Source organism: Accumulibacter sp., assembly GCF_032229525.1.
In the GTDB taxonomy this organism is placed as follows: Bacteria; Pseudomonadota; Gammaproteobacteria; order Burkholderiales; family Rhodocyclaceae; genus Accumulibacter.
This window is the reverse complement of the sequence record NZ_JAVTWB010000102.1, coordinates 1-25599: the sequence shown is the minus strand read 5'-3', so window position 1 is coordinate 25599 and position 25599 is coordinate 1. Positions and strand designations below refer to the sequence as shown.

28 protein-coding genes are annotated in these 25599 nt (G+C 63.9%); 5 read left to right on the top strand and 23 right to left on the bottom strand.

Annotated elements, in window-relative coordinates; genetic code table 11:
- Window position 1: 1 nt before the first annotated feature.
- The 4 genes from RUW20_RS06220 to RUW20_RS06205 all read right to left on the bottom strand — a co-directional run bounded on the left by RUW20_RS06220 (window position 2) and on the right by RUW20_RS06205 (window position 5566).
- The gene (locus RUW20_RS06220; RefSeq protein WP_313951335.1) at window positions 2-1849 is read right to left on the bottom strand and encodes an Hsp70 family protein; all 1848 of its coding nucleotides are present in this window, start codon (window positions 1847-1849) and stop codon (window positions 2-4) included.
- Window positions 1846-2412 (bottom strand): DUF2760 domain-containing protein, encoded by a 567-nt coding sequence (locus tag RUW20_RS06215; RefSeq protein ID WP_313951334.1) that lies wholly within the window; start codon window positions 2410-2412, stop codon window positions 1846-1848. The genes RUW20_RS06220 and RUW20_RS06215 overlap by 4 nt, the downstream gene beginning before the upstream one ends.
- A gap of 507 nt (window positions 2413-2919) precedes the next feature.
- Window positions 2920-4656, bottom strand: coding sequence for a protein kinase domain-containing protein (locus RUW20_RS06210; RefSeq protein ID WP_313951333.1), 1737 nt, complete (start codon window positions 4654-4656; stop codon window positions 2920-2922).
- 55 nt (window positions 4657-4711) lie between these two features.
- Window positions 4712-5566 carry a formate/nitrite transporter family protein gene (locus tag RUW20_RS06205; protein WP_313951332.1) on the bottom strand — a complete coding sequence of 285 codons (855 nt, stop codon included), beginning with the start codon at window positions 5564-5566 and terminating at the stop codon, window positions 4712-4714.
- Window positions 5567-6090: 524 nt separating this feature from the next.
- Here RUW20_RS06205 and cynS point away from each other — a divergent pair.
- On the top strand, window positions 6091-6534 hold the full coding sequence (cynS, locus tag RUW20_RS06200; protein ID WP_313951331.1) for a cyanase: 444 nt from the start codon (window positions 6091-6093) through the stop codon (window positions 6532-6534).
- A gap of 138 nt (window positions 6535-6672) precedes the next feature.
- On the opposite strand, the gene RUW20_RS06195 is transcribed toward cynS, so the two are convergent.
- The 12 genes from RUW20_RS06195 to RUW20_RS06140 form a co-directional block, all read right to left on the bottom strand.
- Window positions 6673-7080: an SH3 domain-containing protein gene (locus RUW20_RS06195; protein WP_313951330.1), complete on the bottom strand. Its 408-nt coding sequence runs from the start codon at window positions 7078-7080 to the stop codon at window positions 6673-6675.
- A 579-nt stretch (window positions 7081-7659) separates the two neighbouring features.
- Complete coding sequence (locus tag RUW20_RS06190) at window positions 7660-8289, bottom strand: class I SAM-dependent methyltransferase (RefSeq protein WP_313951329.1); 630 nt, start codon at window positions 8287-8289, stop codon at window positions 7660-7662.
- Complete coding sequence (locus tag RUW20_RS06185) at window positions 8286-9563, bottom strand: RNA polymerase sigma factor (protein WP_313951328.1); 1278 nt, start codon at window positions 9561-9563, stop codon at window positions 8286-8288. The genes RUW20_RS06190 and RUW20_RS06185 overlap by 4 nt, the downstream gene beginning before the upstream one ends.
- Entirely contained in the window at window positions 9560-9955 is a 396-nt protein-coding gene (locus RUW20_RS06180; RefSeq protein WP_313951327.1) for a VOC family protein, read from the bottom strand. Before RUW20_RS06180 ends, RUW20_RS06185 begins: the two co-directional genes overlap by 4 nt.
- 46 nt (window positions 9956-10001) lie before the next feature.
- Complete coding sequence (locus RUW20_RS06175; protein ID WP_313951326.1) at window positions 10002-10349, bottom strand: GFA family protein; 348 nt, start codon at window positions 10347-10349, stop codon at window positions 10002-10004.
- A gap of 167 nt (window positions 10350-10516) precedes the next feature.
- Window positions 10517-11083, bottom strand: coding sequence for a nuclear transport factor 2 family protein (locus RUW20_RS06170; protein ID WP_313951325.1), 567 nt, complete (start codon window positions 11081-11083; stop codon window positions 10517-10519).
- Window positions 11010-11372, bottom strand: a complete 363-nt coding sequence (locus tag RUW20_RS06165; protein ID WP_313951324.1) for a YciI family protein — start codon at window positions 11370-11372, stop codon at window positions 11010-11012. Before RUW20_RS06165 ends, RUW20_RS06170 begins: the two co-directional genes overlap by 74 nt.
- A 1-nt stretch (window position 11373) precedes the next feature.
- Window positions 11374-11850: a VOC family protein gene (locus tag RUW20_RS06160; RefSeq protein WP_313951323.1), complete on the bottom strand. Its 477-nt coding sequence runs from the start codon at window positions 11848-11850 to the stop codon at window positions 11374-11376.
- Between the two features lie 92 nt (window positions 11851-11942).
- Window positions 11943-12359, bottom strand: coding sequence for a YciI family protein (locus RUW20_RS06155; protein ID WP_313951322.1), 417 nt, complete (start codon window positions 12357-12359; stop codon window positions 11943-11945).
- A gap of 298 nt (window positions 12360-12657) precedes the next feature.
- Window positions 12658-14124, bottom strand: a complete 1467-nt coding sequence (locus RUW20_RS06150) for a metallophosphoesterase (RefSeq protein ID WP_313951321.1) — start codon at window positions 14122-14124, stop codon at window positions 12658-12660.
- A gap of 323 nt (window positions 14125-14447) precedes the next feature.
- The gene (locus RUW20_RS06145; protein WP_313951320.1) at window positions 14448-14981 is read right to left on the bottom strand and encodes a flavodoxin; all 534 of its coding nucleotides are present in this window, start codon (window positions 14979-14981) and stop codon (window positions 14448-14450) included.
- Between the two features lie 5 nt (window positions 14982-14986).
- Window positions 14987-15109, bottom strand: a complete 123-nt coding sequence (locus tag RUW20_RS06140) for a hypothetical protein (protein ID WP_313951319.1) — start codon at window positions 15107-15109, stop codon at window positions 14987-14989.
- 406 nt (window positions 15110-15515) lie between these two features.
- Between RUW20_RS06140 and RUW20_RS06135 the strand changes: the two genes are divergently transcribed.
- From RUW20_RS06135 to RUW20_RS06120, 4 genes are all read left to right on the top strand, one after another.
- On the top strand, window positions 15516-16238 hold the full coding sequence (locus tag RUW20_RS06135; RefSeq protein ID WP_313951318.1) for a winged helix-turn-helix domain-containing protein: 723 nt from the start codon (window positions 15516-15518) through the stop codon (window positions 16236-16238).
- A complete protein-coding gene (locus RUW20_RS06130) occupies window positions 16225-17631 on the top strand; it encodes an ATP-binding protein (protein WP_313951317.1) in 1407 nt (468 codons plus the stop codon). Before RUW20_RS06135 ends, RUW20_RS06130 begins: the two co-directional genes overlap by 14 nt.
- A 78-nt stretch (window positions 17632-17709) precedes the next feature.
- Window positions 17710-17865, top strand: coding sequence for a hypothetical protein (locus tag RUW20_RS06125; RefSeq protein ID WP_313951316.1), 156 nt, complete (start codon window positions 17710-17712; stop codon window positions 17863-17865).
- Between the two features lie 5 nt (window positions 17866-17870).
- The gene (locus RUW20_RS06120) at window positions 17871-18059 is read left to right on the top strand and encodes a hypothetical protein (protein WP_313951315.1); all 189 of its coding nucleotides are present in this window, start codon (window positions 17871-17873) and stop codon (window positions 18057-18059) included.
- Between the two features lie 66 nt (window positions 18060-18125).
- On the opposite strand, the gene RUW20_RS06115 is transcribed toward RUW20_RS06120, so the two are convergent.
- The 7 genes from RUW20_RS06115 to RUW20_RS06080 all read right to left on the bottom strand — a co-directional run bounded on the left by RUW20_RS06115 (window position 18126) and on the right by RUW20_RS06080 (window position 25425).
- Entirely contained in the window at window positions 18126-19457 is a 1332-nt protein-coding gene (locus RUW20_RS06115) for a mechanosensitive ion channel family protein (protein ID WP_313951314.1), read from the bottom strand.
- The gene (locus RUW20_RS06110) at window positions 19454-20710 is read right to left on the bottom strand and encodes an RsmB/NOP family class I SAM-dependent RNA methyltransferase (protein ID WP_313951313.1); all 1257 of its coding nucleotides are present in this window, start codon (window positions 20708-20710) and stop codon (window positions 19454-19456) included. Before RUW20_RS06110 ends, RUW20_RS06115 begins: the two co-directional genes overlap by 4 nt.
- Window positions 20711-20712: 2 nt before the next feature.
- On the bottom strand, window positions 20713-21726 hold the full coding sequence (locus tag RUW20_RS06105; RefSeq protein ID WP_313951312.1) for a DUF3108 domain-containing protein: 1014 nt from the start codon (window positions 21724-21726) through the stop codon (window positions 20713-20715).
- 12 nt (window positions 21727-21738) lie between these two features.
- The gene (purN, locus tag RUW20_RS06100; protein ID WP_313951311.1) at window positions 21739-22392 is read right to left on the bottom strand and encodes a phosphoribosylglycinamide formyltransferase; all 654 of its coding nucleotides are present in this window, start codon (window positions 22390-22392) and stop codon (window positions 21739-21741) included.
- Window positions 22389-23036, bottom strand: a complete 648-nt coding sequence (locus tag RUW20_RS06095; RefSeq protein WP_313951310.1) for a DedA family protein — start codon at window positions 23034-23036, stop codon at window positions 22389-22391. The genes purN and RUW20_RS06095 overlap by 4 nt, the downstream gene beginning before the upstream one ends.
- 384 nt (window positions 23037-23420) lie before the next feature.
- Window positions 23421-23900, bottom strand: a complete 480-nt coding sequence (locus RUW20_RS06085; protein WP_313951309.1) for a mobile mystery protein A — start codon at window positions 23898-23900, stop codon at window positions 23421-23423.
- Window positions 23901-24444: 544 nt separating this feature from the next.
- Window positions 24445-25425, bottom strand: coding sequence for a YafY family protein (locus RUW20_RS06080; RefSeq protein ID WP_313951308.1), 981 nt, complete (start codon window positions 25423-25425; stop codon window positions 24445-24447).
- Window positions 25426-25599 lie beyond the last annotated feature (174 nt).

The following is a 25599-nucleotide window of genomic DNA, read 5'->3' as shown; positions in this document are numbered from 1 at the left end:
CTCAGTCCGCCGCGCCGCCGCGCGCGTCAAACTCCACTTTCCAGCGCTCGGGTCCGTCGTGCGGCAGCGCTTCGAGTTCGAGCGTGCCGGCTTCGGTGACCCGGGCGTGCAGCCTGACCCGTACTACCTCACCGACGGCACGACCCTCGGCGGGTAGCGTCGTCTGGATTTCATCGAGCTCCTGCAGTTCGTCCGGCTCCCAGTCGTCGAGCAGGGTACCGACCTGGTCCTGCCGACGTACCGACGAACCGAAGAAACGGAAGCGCACCTGCTCGCCGACCACCAGCCCGAACTCCTGCGCCGGCAAGGCGGCATCGCTGCCTTCCTCCATGCCGAAGGGCGCCAGGCACAGCGCCTGCACCGGTGGCTGCATGCCGGGAACGGCAGGCATCACCGATTCAATCGCCACGTAGTAGGAACGCGCGGTACCGCCACGGATACGCACGCCCTGACCGCGGCGCACGTAACCGTAGTAGGCGGCACCACGAGCGACGGCGAGATCCAGATCGGCGCCCGCCAGCCGGCGGGCGGCCGGGGCGCTCTCGGCGGCGAGCCAGGAATTGAGCGTTTGCAGCGTGCGCTCGGCGAGTAGTTCGGACTTGAAAACGCCGCCGTTGAACAGCACCGCGGTCGGATGCAGGAAGGTGGCGCCCGCCGGCAAGGCGCCGCTGAAGCCTTCGAGGTCGGCGGTTGCCGCCACCTGGCGAGCGAGGAAGGCGGCCAGGTGACGGGTCACCGCGGCGTCCTGCGCGTAGGGCAGGCCAAGCTGGGTCAGCCCGGCACGGCCGCGACTCTGCGGACGGTCGGCGATCGCTGCCGGCGGGAAAAAACCGTCGAGCAGGGTGGCGGTGAGTTCGTCACGGGTCAGCTCGCTGCGCACCGAGCCACCGATCAGCTTGGCGCCGCGGCTGGCGATGAGCAGCGGCACGGCACCGACCTCCGGGTCGTTGAGCAAGGTTTCCTTGGCCGCGCGGCAGGAATGGGTCAGCGCCCGCAGCTGCCATTGCTCGACCTTGATGCCCTGCGCACCCAGTTTGCTGGCGACGGCAAAAGCCAGCGCCAGATCCATGTTGTCGCCACCGAGCAGGATGTGTTCCCCGACCGCCACCCGGTGCAGTTCGAGCACGCCTTCGCGTTCGAGCACGGCGATCAGCGAGAAGTCGCTGGTGCCGCCACCGACGTCGACGACCAGGATGATCTCGCCCGGTTGTACCTGCTTGCGCCAGCTGCCGGCACTCTTCTGAATCCAGCTGTACAGCGCCGCCTGCGGCTCCTCGAGCAGGATCATGTGCTCGCAGCCGGCGCTGCGCGCCGCTTCGGCGCTCAGTTCGCGGGCCGCGGGGTCGAAGGAAGCAGGAATGGTGACGACGATTTCCTGATCGACGAAAGGCGCCTCGGGGTGAGCATAATCCCAGGCAGCGCGTAGATGGGCGAGGTAGCGCTGCGTTGCTTCGAACGGCGACACGCGTTCGACCTCCGCTGGCGCATCGCTCGGCAGGATCGCCGCACGCCGGTCGACGCCGGCGTGGCAGAGCCAGCTCTTGGCACTCGACACCAGTCGAATCGGCGTCGCCGCACCGCGGCTGCGCGCCATTTCGCCGACCGCGTAGTCCTGCTCGGCGGTCCACGGCAGATGCAGATCGCCGGGCGTCAGTTCGCTGGCGTGCGGCAGGTAAATGAACGAGGGCAGCAGTCCCGGCGATTCGATCGAAGCGGGCGCGGTCAACTGCGGGATCGGCAGGACCGTCTGGGCGATCTGTTCGCCCTCGCTGGCGGCGATGTCAACGTAGGACAGCGCACAATGGGTCGTTCCCAGATCGATGCCGATGGAAAATTTTGGCTCACTCATAGTTCCACCTCCGCTGGCGCGACGACGTGCAGATCATGGCTTTCCGCGAGCTTGGGCAGGCGTGTGTCGACCACCCGCCAGCCGCGGTGCGTGATGCTGCCCTTGAACGGCGGCTGGCCGACGACGTTGCCGGTAATACGAATCGCCGTGGCATCGAAACCTTCCTCCAGGGTCACCGCGCTGCCTTCGGCTTCCGCGCGGATCGGGTCGATGGTGAAATTGTCGCCGAGCACCTTGCGGCAGCCTTCATGGACCAGGCGGGCAGCCGCACCGACGTCGGCGTCGGCATAGGCGGCGACATCCTCCTGGATGAAGTCGATGAAACGGGCTTCGCGCTGCAACAGCCCGAGGAGCTGCAAAGCGCCGTCGGGCGCTGCTTCGCGCAGTGGCGGGGCAGCGGCCGGTGCGGGGGCTGCCGCTGCGTCCTGCGACGCTGCAGGGTGCCGCCCGGCGGCACGCAAGGCCTGGACGCCACCGGCGAACTCGGCATCACCGAGAATGCGGAAGAAACTGGCGATGGCGATGCCGATTCTGCTCAAAAAGGAAGGATTGTCTGGCTTCATGGGATGATCCTGGTGTTGGCCGCCGAAGCGGCTGGATGGGGTGTTTCAACACCCGGCGGCGGCAGCGCCAGAGTTGGCGGCTGCGGCATGCCGGGAGGGTGTTCGAGCAGGGACTGTTTTCCTGGCTTGCGCATGGTAGCCATGGCCGCATCGATATGCAACGCCGGTCGGCAGACGCGATCGGACCTGCCAAACGCCCGCTGCAGTCTCCGCAGCTGTGTTTGCTGCGGTGCAATATAGCTTAATTCGCCGGTTTCGGGTAGCGCGCGAGCGTGCGCAGGGCGCTCCGATATCGGCAAGGAGTGGTAGGAGTGGGAGGGGGACGCAATAGAACGCGGTGGCAGTGAGCGCTCGATCGATCTGGAACTGCGCCCTCCAGGGGTCGATCAGCCACCTCTCGAGGTGTCCAGGGAACTTGGAGCACGTCATCCGTGCCAACCGGCTGGGTCAGGTTTCCATCGCTGTTGTCAGGTGCTGCAGCCACGGGTGACTCTTCGCTTGACCGATTCACTTGACCAGCGAGTTGCTGCTCAGCAAGACGAGAATGATCACTGCCAGCACCAAGGACAGGCCTTGCCAGAAGCGCAGCGGGTTGCGCTCGATGAGTGGCGGCGGGCGTTCCTTCAGCAAGGCCTGGTTGGGGTGCCTGAGGTCGTAGATGAACTCGGATAGTTCTGCGTAGCGTTGGTTGGGGTCCGGGCGGACTGCTTTGGCCAGGGCCGCGTCGATCCAGGCCGGGATCTCGCGATTCTCGTCGAGTACCGATTGGTACTGCAGTTTCCTTTGTGCGGCGCTGGTTCTGGCTTTTGCGACCTCTGCCCCGTAGGGAAGCCGTCCGGAGAGCATCTGGTAGGTGATGATGCCGAGCGAGAACAGATCGGAGCACGGCCGGCCCGGTTCGCCGAGGAAGTACTCCGGCGCGGTGTACTGGACCGTCCCGAGAATGTGCGGCTGCAGGTTTGCCGTTGCGGCTTCGGCGAGTCCGGACACGCGGGCGGCACCGAAATCGATGATTTTTACCGTGCCTGACGCATCGATCATGATGTTGTTCGGGCGCAGGTCCTGATGCAGCATTTCCATGCGATGGAAGGCGAGCAGGCCTTTGGCGATTTGCTCGACGATACCGCGTACCGTTTCCAGTTCCGGGCTCGGGTTATCGACCATCCACTGCGCCAGCGTTTGGCCCTCGATGTACTCCGTAACCACGTAGAGGTAGTGGCGTTTCCGCGTTTGCGGGCAGGGTTTGAGCACGTGCGCACTGTTGATGCGCCGCGCGATCCACTCTTCCAGCATGAATCGCTCCAGATAGGCGGGGTCATCGCGGAGATCGATGGAAGGGGTTTTGACGATGACCAGCGCGCCGCTGTCGACATCCTCGGCCAGATAAACGTGGCTGCGGCTGCTGCCGTGCACCTCGCGAATGATCCGGTAGCCGTCGAAGTTCATCCGCGATTCCAGAACCGGAGCCGGTGGCAGCTCCGCCCAGTGCTGGTAGAGCTCGTGGGTCGCCAGCTGCGGCAGGGCTTCGATGCGGACAATCTGGGCCGTCAGATTGTCCTTGCTGCCACGGGCGTAGGCTTCCTCGGCAATGCGTCTGGCCGCCGTGTCCAGGTCTTCCCCGGCTTTCTTGATGGCGTCGATGATGAACGGCGGCGCAGCGAATTCGTAAACGCCATCGGTGGCCAGGATGAACAGGTCGCCTTCTTCGACCTGTAGAGCCAGATAGTCGATCTCGAGTTGCGGGCTGATGCCGAGGGCGCGGCTGAGATAGCTTTGGTCCTCCGAAACCACCAGCCGATGGTCGTTGGTCAGTTGCTCCAGGCTGTCGCCACGGAGGCGATAGACGCGGCTGTCGCCGACATGGAAGATATGGGCAGTGTTGGACTTGATGATCAGTGCGCTGAGGGTGCACACATAACCGCGGTCCCTGTCGTAGCGGTACTGGCCGTGCCGGCTCTGCGCATACAGCCAGGAGTTGGCTGCGGTGAGCACGCGTTGCGCCGATGATTTGACCGACCAGGCTTCCGAAGTGCAGTAGTAGTCGTCGAGAAAACTCTTGATCGCCGACTCGCTGGCAATGTGGCCGACGTCGCTGCTGCTGATGCCATCGGCCAGAGCGATGGCGATTCCCTTCGAACTCAGTTGTGGTTCGTCAGGGATGCACAGCCCGTGAAAATCCTGATTGATTTCCTTGCGGCCCTTGTCGGAGTATTGACCGGCGGAGAGAGTGAGTTTGCTGGACATTGTGCATCGCTGGAGGGTCTCGCTCCGGGAGCGAGACCCTCGCGCCGAATACAGATCAGGCAGCGTTGTGCTTGCCGCTGGTGTTCAGCTGGCCAGCGTAGTTGGCGTTGCGCTTCGGCGCCGTGCGCACGTGGGTGGAGTAGAGCGTCAGGCCGACGAAGGCCAGGCCACCCACCAGGTTGCCGAGCACGGTCGGGATTTCGTTCCACACCATGTAGTCATAGATCGAGAAGTTGCCGCCCAGCATCAGGCCCGACGGGAAGAGGTACATGTTGACGATCGAATGCTCGAAGCCCATGTAGAAGAAGAGCATGATCGGCATCCACATCGCCAGCACCTTGCCCGACACGTTGGTCGACACCATGGCGCCGACGACTCCCGTGGACACCATCCAGTTGCACAGCACGCCACGGATGAACAGGGTCAACATGCCCGCCGCGCCGTGGGCTGCGTAGCCGACCGTACGCCCCTCGCCGATGACGCCGATCTTTTGCCCGACGATGTTGGGCTCGGTGGTAAAGCCGTAGGTGAAGATGATCGCCATCATCACCGCCACGGTCAGGGCGCCGGCAAAGTTGCCGACAAAGACCAGGCTCCAGTTGCGCATGATGCCGCCCATGGTTACCCCCGGTCGCTTGTCGATCAAGGCCAGCGGGCACAGCGTGAACACCCCGGTCAGCAGGTCAAAGCCGAGCAGGTACAGGATGCAGAAGCCGACGGGAAAAAGAACGGCGCCGGCGAGCGGCTGGCCGGTCTGCACGTTGATGGTGATGGCAAAGGCGGCGGCAAGGGCGAGGATGGCGCCGGCCATGTAGGCGCGCACGAGCGTGTCGCGCGTGGACATGAAGATTTTCGCTTCCCCTGCATCCACCATTTTGGTGACGAACTCTGTAGGTGCTAGGTAGGACATGAGGTGCTCCCCTGGGTGAGTGATAGATGGTTCCGATAAACAAGCGTCAGCAGAGATTCCCGCTTTCCCGTATCTGCATCAAGCCGTCGTTTGTCTGATTCCAATCACACTAAGCAGGTAGCGTGCCAACCCGCTGAAACGGAGTAAAAGGCCGCTTTTCCGCTGGTTCTGGCCGCGTTTTGGAAGCGATTTGCGCCCTCACTTGGGGCGCGCCAAGCAGGTCCGTGCCTGCTCGTGGTGCGGCGCAGCAACCAAGACCGCAAGGGGCGGCGGCGTGGCAATCGCTGGCATCGCGAGAGCGGCTAGAGGCCGGATGCGGGCCAGCTGCTGGCGCGACGCCCAGGTTGCCGCTCTTCTCGGGCGAGAGAGGGTCTTGGCAAGCGGGTGCGCCGCGGGGTCAAGCGCCTCGTGAACCAGCGATATGCGGCATGGCACGAAACCTGCTGGAGCCGTTGCGAGCACAAGGGGCTTGAGCCTCCGCGCTGTTTTCAACCGCGAAAATTCCCGCTGACAAGGAGCTACCCATGAATCGCATTGAAGTCACCGAAATGATCGTCGCCGCCAAGATCCAGAAAGGGATCAAGTGGGCGGATGTGGCCAGGGAGCTTGGCCTGTCGAAGGAGTGGGTGACGGCCGGTTGTCTGGGCCAGATGACCTTCAACAAGGAGCAGGCGACGACCGTCGGCAAGCTTTTTTCCCTCTCGGCCGAGGCCATCGCGCTGCTCCAGGTGGTTCCCTACAAGGGCTCCTTGCCCACCGCCGTGCCAGCGGATCCGCTGCTCTATCGCTTCTACGAGTTGATCAATGTCTACGGCTCGACCTTCAAGGAACTGATTCACGAGGAATTCGGCGACGGCATCATGTCGGCGATCGACTTCAAGGTGAATCTCGAGCGCGAAGCGAACGCCGCCGGTGACCGCGTGAGCATCGTCATGTCAGGCAAGTTCCTGCCCTACAAGACCTACTGACCGAATTGTCTGGCTAGGCCGGATCGGCTGGGCGTTGTCTGGCAAGGGAGATGCCGGCCTTTCGGTCACGGTCTTCCGCACGCCGGCCAGCGACGGTGGTCGCGCGGTAGCCTGCCCTATACGCCGGCTATCACCAGCTTACCAACCCCACAAGAGGCGTTTCGAGATCCAGCCCTTGACGCCATCGGAGCGTTCCACCTTCACCCAACCGGCCTTGGCACCCCGGGTACGCAGTAGATCGTAGCGTTGGGTCTTGCCAACGAGGCGGTAGCGCGTGCCGGGGCCGCTGCGCATATTGGCCTTCGACGCCTTGACGATATAGTGGGGTGTGCGGTTGGTGAGAGCCCTGGCGACCCATCCCTTGTCGTTCTCGAAGTCACGCACCTGCAGCCAGCGGCCCTTTTGCTTGAGCACCTGCAGCGGGTAGCCACGCTTGAGTTGCCAGAGAATTTCGGATCGGGTAGTTGGTCCCGACCGCATGTTCACGATCGAGCCCTTGATGCTGACCATGTCGCGTGCCAGCGCAGGTGACTGCATAAGCGCCATGCAAGAGCAGGCCAAGGTGAAAAAGCGTATCGCGGTGCGCATCAGATTCATGCAGTAAAGCCTCCATTGTTGTTGCGACTGTCGTGGCAGTCGGCCGCAGACCCGGCGCCGGGGAGCAAGAAGCGGCTACCGATGCAACGGGTCGCAACGCTTGTTGCCTGACCTCACGGTCGAAACAAGCGGCATTGGCGTGAATAGGCGGTTGCTGTCGCCATGTGGCGCTCTGCGCTATGACGCGCCGGCAGGTGTCGAGTTCGATGCAGGTCCGGGAGCGTTGCGGAGCATTTATTGCGCGCGAAAGACAGGAAATTCAACAGTCGCGGGGACAGTATATGAGTGCCCATCAAGCGGCGTCAATCGCGAAGTTGGCCCCGGAAGCCTCTGAAAATGCCCTGCAGAGGCACCCGCCGTCCGCGGCCGCCGGCATTCATTTCGTCGAATTCACCGACCAACGACTGCCGCCTGTCGGTCAAAGCCGCCGCCAGACCTGGGCGCCTGGCGTCGCAGCCACAGTCGCCAACGCTGGTCGGAAAAAGCGCCCGGCGCCCGTCCGGGCCGTCGCTGTGGCCCTGGGTGCGACTACTTCTGCGCCACCATCAGGAAGACCGGATACGCCGTTTGCGCCGAGCCTTCGCCCTTGGTCATGCTGAACACGGTCGTGAAACCTGGCGTTCGGAATCCCGCCGATTCCACTTTTGCCGCCAGGTCGCGACGATCAAAACCGTTGTGACCGTCGAATCCCTGGCCATGAAAAGATCCGTCCTCGGCGTCGAGGTCGGCGACACAAAGATAGCCGGAAGGAGTCAGTAGCGCGTGCAGACTGCGCAGCAGGGCGTCGGTGTCCCGGATGTGATGCAAGGTCATCAGGCTGTAAATCAGCTCATACCGTTCCGGTGGCAGGGGGTCGGTGAGCAGATCGAGCTTCGACGCCCGCATGTTCGTGATGCGCTTGGCGGCGATCTTGTCGTTCAACACCGCCAGCATGCCCTCCGAGCTGTCGGCCAGGGTAATGTGCCCGAGCTGTGGCTGCAGGGCAAAGCTGAGCAGGCCCGTTCCGCAGCCGTATTCCAGTGCGCCCATGCGAGGTGACAGGGGCACCTGGCTCTGAATCCCCTTGCCGACCGCGAGTGCACGAGCCTGCTTGACGGGATCCGCGTCCCAGGTAGCGGCGTGCAGATCGAAGTGATTGGGCGAGGGAGTGTCTGTCATTTGGCGGTTGCTCTAGCCAGCAATAGTGCACGTTCCCGGGCGTTATGGGCAAGCGCTGCGGCGCGTGCGAATTCCGTGCGTGCTTCGTTTGGGCGCTGCAGACGCTCCAGCAGCTCGCCGCGTACGCTGGGCAGCAAATGGTAGTTGTGCAGGGCCGGTTCGGCCTGCAGTTCATCGACCAGGTCGAGCGCGGCAGCCGGGCCATAGGCCATCGCGACGGCGACGGCGCGATTGAGGCGCACGACCGGCGACGGCGCGATCTGGTCGAGGGCGTCGTAGAGGGCGACGATGCGCTGCCAGTCGGTCTGCTCGACCGTGCTGGCGCGGGCATGACAGGCGGCAATGGCCGCCTGCAGCGCATAGGGGCCGAGATGGCCGGTCGTCGACAGGGCCTCGCTTCTGGCCAGCGCCTCGAGCCCGCGGCGGATCAGCAGTTGGTCCCAGCGGCTGCGGTCCTGGTCGAGCAACAGCACCGGTTCGCCGCTCGCCGAGAGCCGCGCGCCGATGCGCGAGGCCTGAATTTCCATCAGCGCGACGAGGCCGAAGACCTCACTTTCGTCGGGCATCAAACCGGCGAGCACGCGCCCCAGGCGCAACGCCTCCTCGCACAGCGCTGGCCGCATCCAGTGGTCACCGGCGGTGGCGACATAGCCTTCGTTGAAGATCAGGTAGATCACTTCGAGCACCGAGCCCAGGCGCTGTCGCAGTTCAGCGCCGCGCGGCACTTCGAAAGGGACGCGGGCGGCCGCGAGGCTGCGCTTGGCACGGACGATGCGCTGGGCAATGGTCGGCTCCGGCTTGAGGTAGGCGCGGGCAATCTCGTCGGTGGTCAGGCCACCCATCACGCGCAGGGTCAGCGCGCTGCGTGCGTCGGGCGAGAGGAGCGGGTGACAGGCGGTGAACATCAGGCGCAGCAGCTCGTCGCCGATGTCGTCATCGAGCCGGGCGTCCACCGCTTCCAGCTCGGCGGCACGGGCGCCGTCGTGCTGCGAGTCGAGGGCGAGGCCGACCTCGACCGCCTTGCCCGCCGCCATTCGCGCATGGCGCAAATGATCCAGCGCGCGCCGTGTGGTGGTGGTCATCAGCCAGGCGCCGGGATTGTCCGGGATGCCGTCGCGCGGCCAGGTTTCCAGCGCGGCGAGCAGCGCATCCTGCGCCAAGTCTTCGGCCAGGCCGATGTCGCGGACGATACGCGCGGCCCGCCCGATGACTCGCGCTGCCTCGATGTGCCAGACAGCATCGATGCGGCGGCGGGAAGCGTCGGCGACGCTCATGCAGCCTGGGTCATGTGGATCAGCTCCCAGATATGGCCGTCGGGATCCTGGAAGGCGTGGCCGTACATGAATCCGTGGTCTTCGGCCGGCTTCCAGGTGCTGCCGCCATTGGCCACTGCCCTGGAGACTGTCTCATCGACCGCCGCCCGGCTCGCACGTGACAGGCAGACCAGCACTTCGGTGCTCTTCGTGGCGTCGGCCACCGGCTTGGGGGTAAAGCTCTGGAAGCGCTCGCGGGTGAGCAGCATGACAAAGATGTTGTCGTCGATGATCATGCAGGTGGCCGAGTCGTCGGTCCATTGCGGGTTGAAGCTGAAGCCGAGCGCGGTGAAAAACCCGACGCTGCGCTGGAGATCGGCGACGGGGAGATTGACGAAAATCTGGCTGGCCATATTGTCTCCGGGGCAGAGTGCAGAAAGGGTAACGCGGCTAAAGTGGCTAGAGGGAACGGCCGTCGTAGTGCTTGACCGGCAAAGCGGGGAGATCGACACCTTCCAGGCAGCGCACGTTGATCGCCGCCAAGCGCGTGCCATCCGGCATGGCGCCTTCGCCCAGCGGGTGGATGCCGCATTCAGGGCAGAAACGATGCTGGATGACGCCCTTGCCGAAAGTATAGGTCTTGAGCGCTTCTTCGGGCGTCAGCAAGCGCAGTTGCTGGCGTGGCACGAACCACAGCAGGGCCCCCTTGCGCGTGCAGATGGAACAGTTGCAATCGACAACCTCGCTCAGTTCACCGTCGACCTCGAAGGCGACCTTGCCGCAATGACAGCTTCCTTTGTACATCATGACCTTTCCTTTCCGAGTAGGGCGGTGATTTGTTGCCAAGCGGCCGATCTTCTGCGTGGAGCAGGGTCGGGACATGATAGCCGGAGTGCGCCGCCGAGCGGGTCGAACAAGGCGCGATCATGCCCTGCGCGGCTGCTGCAAGCCTGGCCAGTGGTGGCTAATGGTGGCTAGTGGTCGCTGCAGTTGGCGGCGGTTGCCTGGTCAACAGGCGCGTCGGGGTCGAGGACGACCCTTTCCGTGTACGGGTCGAAGGGCGCCGAACAGTGATCGTGCACGATCAGCCAGCCACCGTCCGGCTGCAGACGCCAGACGATCGAGCTGCGCAGCCAGTGCTTGCCGGCGGGATGGTCGGCCGGCAGGTCGGTGAAATGCCAGACGAAATGCGCCAGGGCCATCTCACCACCGACCTCGAGCGTCAGATCGCGCGTGTCGACGGCAAAGCCATCGGGGAAATACGGAAAGCAGCTCGCTACCTTGTCGCGCATGGCTGTGATGCCGCTGGAGAAGGGCGGGATGGCGTCGAACATCACCGCATCCGGCGCGTATAGCGCCATCAGGCGGTCCACGTTCTTGTTGCAGAAAGCTTCGCCCCACTCGGCGATGGCGGCGCGGATGGTCAGGATCGCCGGATTTCTGTCTTCGTCGTTGATCTCGCTCTCCTCACCGCACGTGACACGGCGCGCATTCGCGCACCTCGACGCTGGCCCAGTTGACCGCCGGGCAATGCTGGGCAATCGCCACGGCTTCGTCGCGCGTTGCCACGTCGATCAGGAAGAAGCCGCCGATCATTTCCCTGGCCTCGGCAAAAGGTCCGTCGAGCATCCGCGGTTTGCCGCCCGGGGTGCTGGCGCTGACTCGCACCGCGTGTTCGTCGGGGCGCAGCGATTCGGCGCGCAGCAGGACGCCGCGCTGCTGCAGGTCGGCAGCGAAGGCCATCATGGCATCGTAGAGGCCCGCCGCTTCGGCCGGCTGGCGGGTGGCACGCTGGCCCCGGGGCTCGATGATCATCAGCAGGTAGGGCATGTCAGGTCGTCCCGCTTTGCTGGCAGCCAGAGTCGCTCATCATCGCTGCGGCGATTGCTTCCGGGCTGAGGTCGCGCTGGTGGGTGGCGATCGACCAGTGATGGCCGAAGGGATCGACCAGCCGGCCGTAGCGGTCGCCCCAGAACATGTCGGCAACCGGCATGGTCACCCGTGCGCCGGCAGCGACGGCCTGGGCAACGGTGGCATCGACATCGGCAACGTAGAGATGGATGGTCACCGGCGAGCCCTTCAGCGACAGGGGGCTGAGCATCCCTTGCTCGGGATATTCATCGACCAGCATCAGGCAGGCACCACCGATGCGCAGCAGCGCGTGTGCCAGCTTGCCGTCGGGACTGTCCAGGCGGCCGCTTTCGCTGGCGCCGAACGCCTGCTTGTAGAAATCGATCGCCTCGGCGGCATCGCGGCAGGTGAGGTGCGGGGTGATTGCCGTCATGTTCGGCGGAATGGCTTGGCTCATGGTGATCTCCTGGGTTGTTGATGCTTTCGTCGAGGTGGCGGCCGGCGCAAGATCGACATTGCGACATTACGACACGGGCCACAAGAGGTGTTTCAGGTCGGCAGCTCCAGTGCCTTGAAGCGTTCGAGCTTAGCCGGCGGCGGAAAATCCTCGATCGCGTACAGCGGCCGTACTTCGATCTCCGCCGCCAGGCCTTGGCCACGCGGATTGGGAAAGCGTCGGCTCCATGCCAAAGCCTCCTCGCAATCGCGTGCCTGAATCAGCGTATAGCCGGCGATCAGCTCTTGGCCTTCGGCGAACGGGCCGTCGACCACCTCACGCCGCTGGCCGTGGTAACGGATACGCCAGCCTGCCGAGCTCGGCTTGAGGCCGGCGGCGTCGAGCAGTGCGCCTGCCTTTGCCAGCTCTTGGTGAAAGCCGGCCATGGCAGCCAGCAGCTGTTCATCCGACGCCGGCGAGGTTTCCGTTTCCGATTCCGGCGTCGCCTTGACGATGATCAGAAAACGCATGCTCTGCTCCTCTGCAACGGGGCCGCCGAAATGGCGGATTCACAGCGTACGACGGACGATGAAGGCCGAAGTCGACACCAGCGCACGACCCGCAGCACTTTCAGTGGCAGTCTGGCGATCACTTACACCGCACAGTACGGTAGCGTCGCCGACAATCACGCCCGCCCTACCCGTTACGACGACGCGCTCGTGCATCCCGAGCAAGCGCAGGGGCCTGTCCCCTGCTGCTGGTGTAGCAACCCGCATCGCCGCGAGCCGCTCGCTGGCGGCAAAACAGGCGGCGGCTCCCGGAGGGTGGTCATTTGGCTGGCGAGCAGGGGGCCGCGTTCTTCGCTCGCGTGCCACCCTCGCAAGCGGCCAGCTTCCTGCCCGAAGGGTCCTTCAGCGTCCCTTGCCAGCCGTGCTTCTTGCTCGGCACAATCTCCATGTAAGCAAACTCGCTGAGCCCGAATCCGCTGCCCGGCAGGCCGTCGATCGGAAACGAGAAAGGCTTGGTCGGATGGTTCTTGGCCAGGGAGATTCCACTGGTGCCGACGATGAGCTGATCAGGGTAGGACGCTGCTTTGTCGTGGCCAAAGCCAATAGCCTGGAATCGATGCATGTGGCCGGATAGCACCAGGTCCAGGGCACGCGGCAGTGGATGCGTGTGATAGGCCTGCTGCAAGGTCTGGTCGATGATCGCGTAGGCACCCGTGGGGTCCGTGTGGCCAAGCGCGGTCGTCTCGTCTGCCTTGTTCACGCCCCACATCGGCCGATGTGACAGCAGGGTGAGCAGAGCCTGGCCGGGGGCCAGCGCAAGCAGCTGCTGGATTTTCTGGAATTGCTGGTCGAAATGCGTCTGATGCAGGTCACCCTGGTCGCAGGCATTGGCTGAATCGAGGACCAGGACCGTAAGACCGGGCACGTCCAGTCGATAAGGCTCGTCGAATACCAGGGGGTCGTGGCTCTCCGCCGGCGGACAAGTGGGCTGACCGGTGTCGACCCCCGCGATGTCTGAGCCGGGATCGAGCAGGTAGAACCAGCCCGGTCCGGCGCGGCTGCACAGTTCATGGTTGCCGCGGGCGACCACCCAGGGGGCAGCGGCGAGCAATTCCGCAGCGGGCTGGAAGAGATCAAGCCACCAGTTGCTCCAGCGGTCGGGGTCGCTGCTGCCCCGGCTGTTCTGACCATGGTATGGCCCGCTGAGTTGGCAGCTTGCCGAGCCGGTGTTGTCGCCGGCGTCATAGACGGGCTGCTTCTTGCCGTCGATGCTCACATGGCCGGGGGTGCCACGATAGTTGTAGTCCCCCATGTGCAGGATCAGGTCCGGCCTGGCGGTAGCTGCCGAGTGGGCGATTTGCTGGAAAGGCCAGGCCTTGCTGCCGAGCCTGCAGCCGTCCTGATCCGCTGGTTTGCACCCGGAATCGCCAACCACGGTGATGGCATCGGCTTTTTGTGGCGGCCCGGGCAGCACTTGCTGGCCGCCATCCACCTTCATTCGCGCGCTGATGATCGCTTCGCAGACGCGGATCGGGAAATTCTTCGGATCCGGGTTCTTGCGCGGCGCGGTGGCCACCGGGGCACTCGAGCCGGTGATCGGGATCAGCTTGGGGCAGCTCGAATCGGCGCCCTGCACGATGGTTCTGGCGATGGCGACTGTCGCCCCTTGCTTGTTCGCTGCGAGTACCGTGTAGGCGCCGAGGATGGTCCCCGGCGGCGGCTCGCTGGCGAGGGCAGGGGTGGGGATCAGCGCGGCGACGATAGCCGCCGTGGGAAGCATGGTCATGGCTCGCATGGTGAACTCCGGGCTGCGGGGGCAGCTCAGTATAGGCGGTCGCCGGCGATTGCCGCAATTGCCTGGCAAGGGCAGGCGCCGAGACCTCGCAGGCGTCGTTTTGCGGGCCATTGCGGCCTTGTGGGGTGGCTGGCTGCCGGCTGACCGGGGGCTAACCAGGGGGCCGATGCAAGGGCCAGCGCGAGAGTGGCGCATTGCCCAGCCGGTAGTCAGTGGGCGTTCAGCAGCAGGTCGGGATGGATTTTGTCGGCCGAACGCCCGGCAATTCGGGCTGGCCGGCATGCGAGCAGCCGCGAGAAGCGGTGAACAACGAGTTACGGTAGCAGCACCGGTCGGATTTGTGCCAGCCAGCTTTGTACGCGTTGTCCGGTCAATCCCGGTTGGTTGCTCTGGTCAAGAGCCAGCCCGAGGAAATGCTTTCCGTCGACGGATTTCGAGGCGCTGAATTCGTAGCCGGAGGTCGGCCAGCGGCCGACGATCCGCGCTCCCCGTGCCAACAATGCCTCTTGAATGACAGCGATGGAATCGACGAAGGCGCCGGGATAGGTTTTCTGGTCGCCGACGCCGAAAATCGCCGCCACTTTGCCGGACAGATCGGCGCCTTCGAGCTGCGGCAGAAACGCCTGCCAGCTCCGTGGGCACGCAGCGACTCCTGGCGCTGGCAACTGGCCCCCGCCATGGGTTGGGCTACCGAGAATCAGCGCGTCGTAGGCGAGGAAAGTAGCCAGTGTGGCCTGTCCTATATCGCTGGGTGCCGCGGCGGCGTCACCCAGAGTCTTGGCGATATACCTTGCCACCAGCTGAGTGCGGCCGGTTTCGGTGCCGTAGAAAATGCCAATTTTTGCCATTGTAGTCACCCCGGTAGAGGTTTGAATTGCGTCAAGGCTTCTGCCTCGACGTCGGATAGGCCGCGCTCCTCGCGGATGTTCTCGGCGGCGCCGGCGCGCTGGCTGCTCTGATGGCGAATGTTGCCCATGTCGATCTCCTGTCGTCGCACAGGTTTTCCCTAAGCAAGCAGCATGCCATGCGCTGCTGCGGCGATTCGGCCCCGCGCCAGGTCTGGCGATGCTCGTTGAATCCAGTAGTGGTGGGCGACGGCTAGCCAACCGCTGTCCGTGGTCTCCGCTGTCGGGGCACGCCGATCCAGTGGCCATGCCCTGCTTGGGTGCACCGGGAAAGCGCCATGCACCAGACTCGTCCGGCGTCATCCTGCGAAGTGTTTCTGGGTGAGCCACAGGGTCCGCCGTTCCCGCAGCCAGTGATCGCGGTGCACAGCCGGCGATGCGCACGGGATCGGGCGATTAGATCGACGAACCACGGCTGTTTGGCGGGATCGCTCGCGGAACCGTTCATGCGGCACCGACAGCCGTTATCATTGGGCCATGAAGACACGAATCCTGCTGGTCGAGGACGATGAGCGCCTGGCCCAACTCACCGCCGAGTATCTGCGCAAGAACGATTTCGAGGTCCTGGTCGAGGGTCGTGGCAACACGGCCGAGGCACGCATCCTCGACGAACGGCCCGATCTGGTCATTCTCGACGTCATGCTGCCGGGCAAGGACGGTTTCGAGATTTGCCGTGCCGTTCGCGCCCGCTACCATGGCGTGATCCTGATGCTCACCGCCCGTGAAGAAGACTTCGACCAGATCCTCGGTCTCGAACTGGGTGCCGACGACTACATCGCCAAACCCGTACAGCCCCGCCTCCTGCTGGCGCGAATCAAGGCCTTGTTGCGCCGTGCACCGGCGATCCAGATCGGCATCGCTGGCGAGCGCGCTGCGGCGGCCGATCCCGCCGAACTGGCCTTTGGCAGCTTCCGCATCAGCCAGGCAACCCGCAGTGCCTATCTGGGGCCGGACAGCATCGACCTGACCACGGCAGAATTCGATCTGCTGTGGCTGCTTGCTCGTCACGCTGGCAGCGTTCTCTCACGCGACGACCTGCTGCAGCAACTGCGTGGTATCGGTTTTGACGGGCTCGATCGATCGATCGACGCGCGTATTTCACGCCTGCGGCGCAAGCTCGGTGATGACCCGGAGAACCCGACCCGAATCAAGACCGTACGCAGCAAAGGCTATTTGTTCAGCAAGCATGACTGGCAATAGCAACAAGCTGTTTTCCATCCTCGGGCCTTACAGGCCAGCGCCATGGCGCGGGCGCTACAGCCTGTCGCGGCTGTTTTTCAACTTCTACCTGCTGGTCCTCGGCTCTTTCGTGGCCATCGCGATTTTCGCCGATTTCGTCATTTCGACTGCGGTCAAGGGGATCACCGATGACTACACCAGCCGCTTCATGCACGGCACCATCGTCCTGATCGAGGATGAACTGTTCCGCAAACCGCGGGCGAAATGGCCGCAAACGATCGAGGCGCTGGACCAAAAATTTGCCTACAAGCTCGATATCGTCGATCGCTGGACGCTGCAACTGCCGCCAAAACAGGCCGAGAAACTCGACAATGGCGAACTGGTGATCGACGCCAAGGGCGACGTCATCTATCACCGCCTCAAGCAGACGCCGCAGATTCTCGTCGTCGGGCCGATCTCGCCCGAGCGTAACCCCGAGTACCGGCGGGGTTTGCCGCTCGATCTGCGCATCAGCCTGCTGACCTGGAGCCTGATCGGCGTCTGCCTGGCCATCCTCGTCTGGTTCTGGGTGCACCCCGTCTGGCGCGATCTCGAGGCGATGCGGCAGACCGCGCGTGCATTGGGCGAGGGACTGTTCGAAGCACGGGCACCCACCATGCGCAGCAGCGCTTTCGGGCCCCTCGCAGAGACCCTGAACGGCATGGCCGAACGTATTCAGCGGCTGATCGCCACACAGAAGCAGCTGTCGAGCGCCATTTCGCACGAGCTACGTACGCCGATCGCCCGTATCCGCTTCGCCCTCGAAATGCTCGCCGACTCCGATGTGCCGGCCGAGCGGGAGCGGCTGTGGCGATTGATGGAAGCCGACCTCGATGAGCTCGATGGCCTGATCGACGCCAGTCTGACCTACGCCCGCTTCGGCCGCGAAGAGCCTGATCTGCAGCTCTCCTCGGTCGAGCTCGCGCCCTGGCTGGAGGAACACATGGAAGGGACTCGCCTGTTGGAGCGCAAGCTCGAACTGCAGGTCGACACCTCTGCCTTGCCACCGATGCTGTACGTCGAACTCGATCGCAGGACCATGCCGCACGCGATCACCAACCTGTTGCGAAACGCCATCAAGTACGCCCAGAAGCGCATCAGAATCAGCGCCGAGCTGGTCGACGACCAGGTCCGGCTGCACGTTGACGATGACGGCATCGGCATTCCGCCGGAGGAGCGCGAGCGCATCTTCTCGCCGTTTACGCGGCTTGATCGCTCACGCGACCGCGCAACCGGCGGCTACGGGCTGGGGCTGGCGATCGTGCAACTGGTCCTCGAGCAGCACCACGGCACGGCCAGTGCCAGCGAGTCGCCTTTGGGTGGCGCCCGCTTCACGGTCAGCTGGCCACTGTCACAGAGCGTCACTGAAAGCTGACGTAACCACTGCACAGCTTCCGGCTCGTCGCCCCTATCATCGGCGGCTGTTCCTAAAATAACGATGGAGGAAGACGACATGAGCGAATTCAAGCTGAGCTGCGAGCAATTTCTGGCCGTAGCGCGCCAACATTTTTTTGCCAGCGAAGGAGTCTCCTCCGCGCAAGGCAGTGGCGAGGACGATTTTTCAGGGGGTTGCGGCGAGACCCATCATTTCGTGCTGGCAGGTGACTGAACGTTTTGGCCGATCCACAAGTATCCTTTCCGGCGGCCGAGGGGGTCGGGATCTTTGTCGGTATCGCCGCCTGGGATATGTTGAGTGTCGGTCAGATGGACCTGCTCAAGGCCTTGCTGATCGCCGCTGCCACGACGCTGGTGTGGTACGGCGCGCGTCGCTGGCGGACAGCCAGTCGCCGCAAGCGACACTGAGTAACCGCCGCTGAGTAGCCGCGGGATGGTTTACCCGATCGCCGCCGGCCACCGCGGTCGGCAAGCTCAATCCGCGGCTGGCGCGACTGCCGGTGGCAAGCCCCCAACCAGCCGCACCTCGCGCTGCGGGAAGGGAATCTGGATGCCGTTCTGGCGAAACAACCGCCAGATCGCCAGGTTGATCGCCGAGACGATGCTGCCGGTGCCATTCTCGGGGTCGGCAATCCAGAAGCGCAGCTCGAGATTGATGCCACTCTCGGCAAAAGCGAGGACCAGAACTTGCGGCGCCGGGTCGGCCAGCACTCTCTGATGCGCATGGGCAGCCTCGCCAATCAGGCGTATCGCTGTATCGAGATCAGTGCCATAGGCCACCTGAACCGAGGCCTGGAAGCGTACCCGTGAATCGGTGTACGACTCGTTGCGGATGATGTTCGACACCAGATACTCGTTGGGGATGATCACCTCGGTGCCGGTCAGCGTGCGCACCACCGTATAGCGGGCAGTAATCAGCATCACCACGCCGGTGGTCAGCGGGTCGACGGCGATCACGTTGCCGAGGCGAATCGAACGGTCGAGCAGGATGATGAAGCCGCTGACGTAGTTGCTGGCGATCTTCTGCAGCCCGAATCCGAGGCCGACCGCAAGCGCGCCGCTGAATACCGACAGGGCGGTAATGTCGATGCCGACGATCGACAGGCTCAGGAGCAGGGCAAGCACCGTCAGCACGGCCTTGACCAGCCGGCCGAGAACCACGCGTATGCTGGCGTCGAGGCTCTGTCGGGACAACACGCGCGTTTCGATGACGCCGGAGATCCACAGCGCGAGCAGCACCGTGATGACCACTGTTACCAGACCGGTGAGCAGTGCCCACAGATCCAGTTTCTCCTTGCCGACATTGAAACTCACCTGTTCGAGCATTTCGATCAGTGGCGTCGCCAGGCCGGTGAGGTGGAGCGCCAGGCCGATCCAGATACAGGTCGCGATCAAGCGCTCCGAGGTGGCCAGCAAGCTGCTCGGGGCGAAAGCGTGGTGCACGACGTAGATCACTGTGCGCACCAGGGCCATCGACAACAGTAGTGGTACCGCCAGGTCGAGCAGGCTGACCGGCCCGAGTTCCCAGTAGCGGAACATCTTGCGCACAATCAGGATCAGGAGCAGCGCCAGCAGGGGGAAAGCGATGCGCTTCAGGCTGCCGGTCCCGAAAGCGCGCAGCAGCCCATGGTCGGCGCTCGACTGGGCGTGATCCTGCTGTAGCCAGTAGCGCGACAGGCCCCACGCGAGGAGCAGGCAGATCAGCAGGGCCAGCACCTGCCAGAGAAAACCCGGGTCCTGAAAGTCCCGCCAGAGATCGAAGAACAGCGAGGCAAAGCTCCCTTTTGCGTGGGTCGTTTCGTTCATTGCCGCTCCATGGTCGCCGCGTAGAAAGCGTCCGTTCCGTGGCGATGCGGCAACAGTCGGAGCCGCTCGCCGCAGTCGATCGAAATCTCCTGCTTGCCGAGGATCTCCTGCGCCGAGCGCACGGCAAACTCCGGGTGCTGCGTCAGGAAGGCCTGGACCACCGCCTCGTTCTCCGCCTCGAGCAGGCTGCAGGTGGCGTAAACCAGCCGTCCGCCTTTCTTCACCAGACTGGCCGCAGCGGCCAGAATCGCCGCCTGTTTGACGCTCAGTTCGGCAACGCTTTCTGGCGTTTGCCGCCATTTCAGGTCAGGATTGCGACGCAAGGTGCCCAGCCCCGAGCATGGCGCATCGACCAGCACACGATCCAGTTTGCCGGCCAGACGCTTGATCTTGATGTCGCGCTCGGAGTCGATGCGCACCGGATGGACGTTCGACAGGCCGGAACGTGCCAGCCGCGGCTTCAGCCTGGCCAGCCGCTGGTCGGAAACATCGAAGGCGTAGAGTCTACCCTGCGAGCGCATCAGGGCGCCCAGGAGCAGGGTCTTGCCGCCGGCTCCGGCACAGAAATCGGCGACCATTTCGCCCCTCCGGGGCTGCAGCAGGAAGCCGAGCAACTGGCTGCCTTCATCCTGCACTTCGATGCTGCCATCGATGAACAAGGGGTGCTTCGACAGCGCCGGCTTGCCGGCCAGACGAATGCCCAGCGGTGAATAGGGGCACGGCTCGGCCGGCAGACCGTCGGCGCGCAAGCGCTCCAATACCTCCGCCCGTCCGGCCTTGAGCGAATTGACACGCAGATCAAGAGGAGCCGGTTGATTGAGCCCGGCTGCCAAGGGCTCGATTTCATCGGCAGCAAACTGCGCGACCAGCAGCTCGTACAGCCAGTCAGGCAGATCGAGGCGCTCCGCTGCTGGCAGCTCGCGTATCTGTACGGCCTTGGCGTGGGCCAGCCAGTGACGCTCGGCCTCGGTCAACACCACGTCCAACTCGCGCCGGTTCATGCCCTGCAGGCAGGCCAACGTCGCCAGCAGCAGCCGCCGAGAGGTCAGCTCACCGGCACAGCGGGCGGACAGCGAGCGCTTGCGGCGGAGCACGGTGAACACCGTTTCGGCAACGAAGCCGCGGTCGGCATGACCGAGTTCGCGATGCTGGCGGAAATAGTCCGAGACCAGCCGGTCGGCCGGAAAATCGAAGCGCAGCACTTCCGACAGCAGGGTCTTGGAATGATGAAAGAGGGCGGGGGTAAAACGCACGTTTAGGGCTCCTGGCTGAGTTCGATGGTCGTCGCCGTCTGCACGTAGATCGCGCCATCACGGTCGGTATGCTGGATCTTCACCGGGAGCAGGGAACGATCGTAGGCCAGCCAGAGTTCGGTTGTCGATTCGCCCGGCACGCGCAGATGCAGTGAGCGGAAGGTGCCGGCCGGCGTTTTTATTTCCTCGTCGCCGATGAGCTCGATCCGGTATTGCTCGTATTTCTTGCCGGTGGCAATCGGCAGGGTGGTGCCGGTAGCCAGGTCGGAGACCCATCCCAACTGGTAATGAAAGGAGAGAAGGTCCTGTGAACCGGGGCGCAATGCCTGCGCCGGCCGCTTGCCGATGCGTACCTGCATCTCGTCCCAGTCGAACTCGGCTTGCTCATTGGTCTCGCGACCCTTGCGACGGGTGACGAAGCGCTCCGGCACCAATCCCTCAGCGCTTAGCTTGCCGCGGCTCTCGAGTTCGATTCGTAAGGGTTTGAACAGTGCGATCAGGCCGTTGGTTTCCGTGACGGCGGTGATCCGGTAGGTTCCGTCGACCATCGCCCAGTGGTGTGTCGACTCACCGATCATGAAGCCCTGGTCACCGCGATCGATGCGGTAGTGAATCATTCCCTGCGCTGGCAGCCGGGACTCAGCCGGTACCGGCAGCGCCTCGGGGGATGGCGCGGCCGGCGCCAGGGCAGCGGTCGACCTGGACCCCGACGCCGGCTCGCGAGCGAGCCCGGGCGGCGTTTCGGGGATCAGCGCCGGCGATTCGGGTACGTTCAAGACAGGTGCCCGCTTGGCCAGCACCTGCGGTTTGCGTTTCGCCGCCCGACTTTTGGCCGCTGTTGCGACCGGCTTTGGCGGCGCCTCGACGGGCAGCTCCGCTGCCGGCGGCGGTAGCAGTTCGGCGATCAGCCGGGGAGGAGGCTCGCTGGCGATCGACAAGTCGATATCCGGGCCGAAGAGTACCAGGGCATGCATGCCCATTGACGTAGCGAAGGCGATGATCAGGACGATCGGCATCCGGCAGCCGGTTTACGCTCCGGCGGCACGAGGCGAGATCAGCGCATCGGCGCCATCCTGTGGCAGGTTCAGCACGACGCGCCCTTCGGTCAGTCGAAGTCGCCCTTCGGCGAGCCAGCGAACCGCCAGCGGATAGACCCGGTGCTCCTGCGCCAGGACGCGCGCGGCGAGCGTCGACTCGTCGTCGCCATCGAGCACCGGCACCGCGGCCTGGACGATGATCGGCCCGTGATCGAGATCCGGGGTCACGAAGTGTACCGTGCAGCCATGAATCCGCACGCCCTCGTCCAACGCGCGGCGGTGCGTGTGCAGGCCGGGAAAGGTTGGCAACAGCGACGGATGGATGTTGATCAGCCGGCCGTGGTAGTGGCGGACGAAAACATCGCCGAGAATGCGCATGAATCCCGCCAGCACGACCAGGTCCGGCTCGAAGCCGTCGATCGCCTCGGCCAGCGCCGCGTCGAAATCTTCGCGTTCGCTGAAAGCGCGATGGTCGACGACCCGGGTCGGCACGCCGTACGTGGCCGCCGTCTCCAGTCCGGCCGCTTCGGGCCGGTTGGCGAGCACGCCGACGATGCGTACGGGCAAGCTGTCCGCGTCGACGGCGGCGAGCAGCGACGCCATGTTGCTGCCACGCCCGGAGATCAGAATCACCACCGCTATCATGCGCCAGGCCCTGCCTTGCGGTGCTGCAGCCAGCCGATGAAGAGCGGGATCAGGGAAATGACGATGATCGCCAGGATCACCAGCGTCAGATTCTTCTGAATCCACGGCAGATTACCAAACCAGTAACCTGCCAGGGTCAGCGCTCCGACCCACGACACGCCGCCGATCAGGTTGAAAAAAGTGAAACGGGCATAGGTCATCGCGCCGATTCCCGCCACGAAAGGCGCGAAGGTACGAAACAGTGGCAGGAAGCGCGAAATGATCAGCGTCTTGCCACCGTGCTTCTCGTAAAAGGCGTGCGTCTTGTCCAGCGCCGCCTTGTTGAAAAAGCGTGATTGCTCCCAGTGGAAGACCTTCGGGCCGAGATAGCGGCCGATCTGGTAGTTGACCATGTTGCCGAGGATCGCCGCGGCCATCAGGACGATCATCAGCAGGCCAATCTCCATGCCACCCAGTGCCGCCAGTGCGCCGGCAACGAAGAGCAGCGAGTCGCCGGGCAGAAAAGGCGTGACGACGAAGCCGGTCTCGCTGAAGATGATCACGAAGAGGATCACGTAGATCCACGCGCCGTATTGCTGGACCAGCATCGCAAGGTGCTTGTCCAGGTGCAGGATGATGTCGATGAAGTAAGTGAGATATTCCATTGGCGGGCAGGCGAGGGGAGACGGAAGGCGGGCGTGATGCGGTAAGGCGCGATTCTACCGGAAGCGGAACCCGCTCGCTGCCTTGCTTGAGCCGATTCCAGGGCCATCGCATCAAATCCCGGGGAGTCCCATGAGGCTGGCGCGGTAGCTGTGTGAGCAAGCGGCCAGGGCAAGCCAATCGCGGGAGAGCCTGGTTTTCATTGCTATTGTCTCGGGAGATCAGCTACGCGCAAAGGCAAGCAGGGGGGCGATATCTCGTGCATCCGCGGCCTGCAATGCGGCGATGTAGCGTTGCCGCGTTTCATGCGCATCAACCAGCCCAGCGCTACCCCAGGTGAACCGCGGCTGGCGCTGGCGCATCGTCGACATTGGCCTTGATGTCGATCAGTGATCCCGCGCAGAGGTCTTCCAGAGCGCGCGCGGGGAAGCTTTGCGCAGGGCGTCGACGAGGGCGCGGACTTGCGTGTCGCGCGCGTCCGGCGACGTTGCCTGAGCTTCCAGCGCCATGCTGTGGCTGATCGCCGCCATCTGCTCGCGCGCCAGTGCCGTGGCACGCCCGTCCAGGGTCTTTTCGAGTGATTGCCTCGGCACCACGGCGTAGTGCAACTCGCAGTCCAGGGCTGCGGCAGCCCGGCGCAAGGTGGCCAGGCTGATGGTTTCGTCAGCCTCGGAGCTCTCCATGCGGGTCACCGTCGAGGTGGCGACTCCCAAACTGCCCGCGAGATACGTTGCCGACATACCCAGACCTTCGCGAATGGCTCTGATCCAGCCGGAAGCCGGACGCTGTGGCAGGTCCGCGCTGCGCCAGCGCTCCAGCGCGGCGTCAAGTTGGCGAAGCCTGAGTCCTGGAAAGTTCGTTTTCATAACATTGCATCCTGATGCATTTTTGACGGATACAAGTTTGCATTAAAAGACAAAAATAAGAAACTGTAAATTGCATCAGGGTGCAATAGTCAATCTCGAGTCAGAAACAAACCCGAAGGATGGCCGATTACGCACGAACTGATACAGGAGACCAAACATCCCCGTGTCCGCGGACTAAATCCTGGATCAAGCTCTGGCGTTGTCCAGCGAAGCGCGCACCATACCGGCGGACCGTTTGGTGGAAAGCCTCGATCCCGGCTGAAGAGCGGGAGATAAGCCAAATCCCGCAGCGGGGCGCATCGTAGAAGGCGGTGCGCGTCGTGACCTGACCAAGGTATTTCCGTAGGCCGTGCTGTACTCGATTGAGAACGATTGCGCCCTGATCGTTGTCGCCACCAACCCCGATCGGGGTGATCAGCGAACGACAAGGTTTTGTCGCCCGATAAATCGGGCTCCTACAGAGGCAGGCGAGACGTTTTGTGGGTAGGAGCGCGATTCATCGGGCGATGTTTCGCTTCCCTGCCGCAAGAGGATGAAGCGTGGTTCACGACCGATATCGCGCCAACGCCGATTCGAACTCCGCCGCCACCCGCGCCTTCACCGCGTCCGGCTCGATCACCTGGCAATCACCACCGTACTTCATGATGTCCATGATCAATTCGCGGTCGTCGGCGTAGGGCACGCGCAGCTCGTAGCTGCCGTCGTCGAGGAACTGGCCCTCCTGCTTGGGATGCCAGCGCTCGGCGGCAACCCAGCGCGCCCGTTCCGGGGTGAAGCGCAGCACCGCCCAGGAAACCTCGTCACCCGAGAAGATGCCGTAGCCGGATCCCAGCACTTCGTCGAGACGTTGGTCGGCAACGTCCCTGGCCCGCTTGTCGAGGATTTCGGCATGCTCGATGGCATCCACCGAGAAGGCGCGCAGAGCGTCGCGCAGGTGGCACCAGGCGTCGAGATACCAGTTGTCGCGGTAATGGTTGAGGCGTTGCGGCGAGATTTCCCGTTCGCTGACCACATCCGTGCCGCGCGCGTGGTAGCGGATGACCAGGCGCTTTCGCCTCAGCAGGGCGGAGCCGACAGCCTGGAAGTGGTCGAGGTGAAACGCGCGGGCGCCGACGGTCTGGATGCGAATGCGCCGTTGCACTTCCTCCACCGGGTTGTCGGCAGTGCCGAGCAGACCGCTGAGGCGGGCGAGCAGAGGCTGGATCTGCGGCCCGAGCAGGCCGCCGGTGTCGAGATTCGAGAGCAGGTGCTGCATGGTCAGCAGGGCATGGATTTCCTCGGCGGTGAACCACAGGCCCGGCAGTTCATATTGCTGGCCGACCCGCGTTGCGGTCTTCTCGAAGCGATAGCCGCCCAGGTCGCGGTCGAAGATCAGCGGGGCGTTCAGGCGATCGCGCATGTAGGCGATATCACGCTTCAGCGTCGCCCACGAAACGCCGAGGCGTTCCTGCAACTCCTTGCGGGTGACCGACTGGCGAGCGCCGAGAATCTGGTCGATCTGGTAGATGCGTTCCATGCAACTCATGGCTGCCCCTGGCTATGCCGTAGCTCAGCCCGATTTACTGATTCGTTGAGATTCTGGCCGGTACGGTACTCAATGGAACCGAACGGTAGATAGGGATAGAGAGCGAGAATCGTCATGCTTGAGCCTCTTGCAAAACTCCCAGGTGGGCATTGCTGCGCCGCGGCCTTCGCTCTC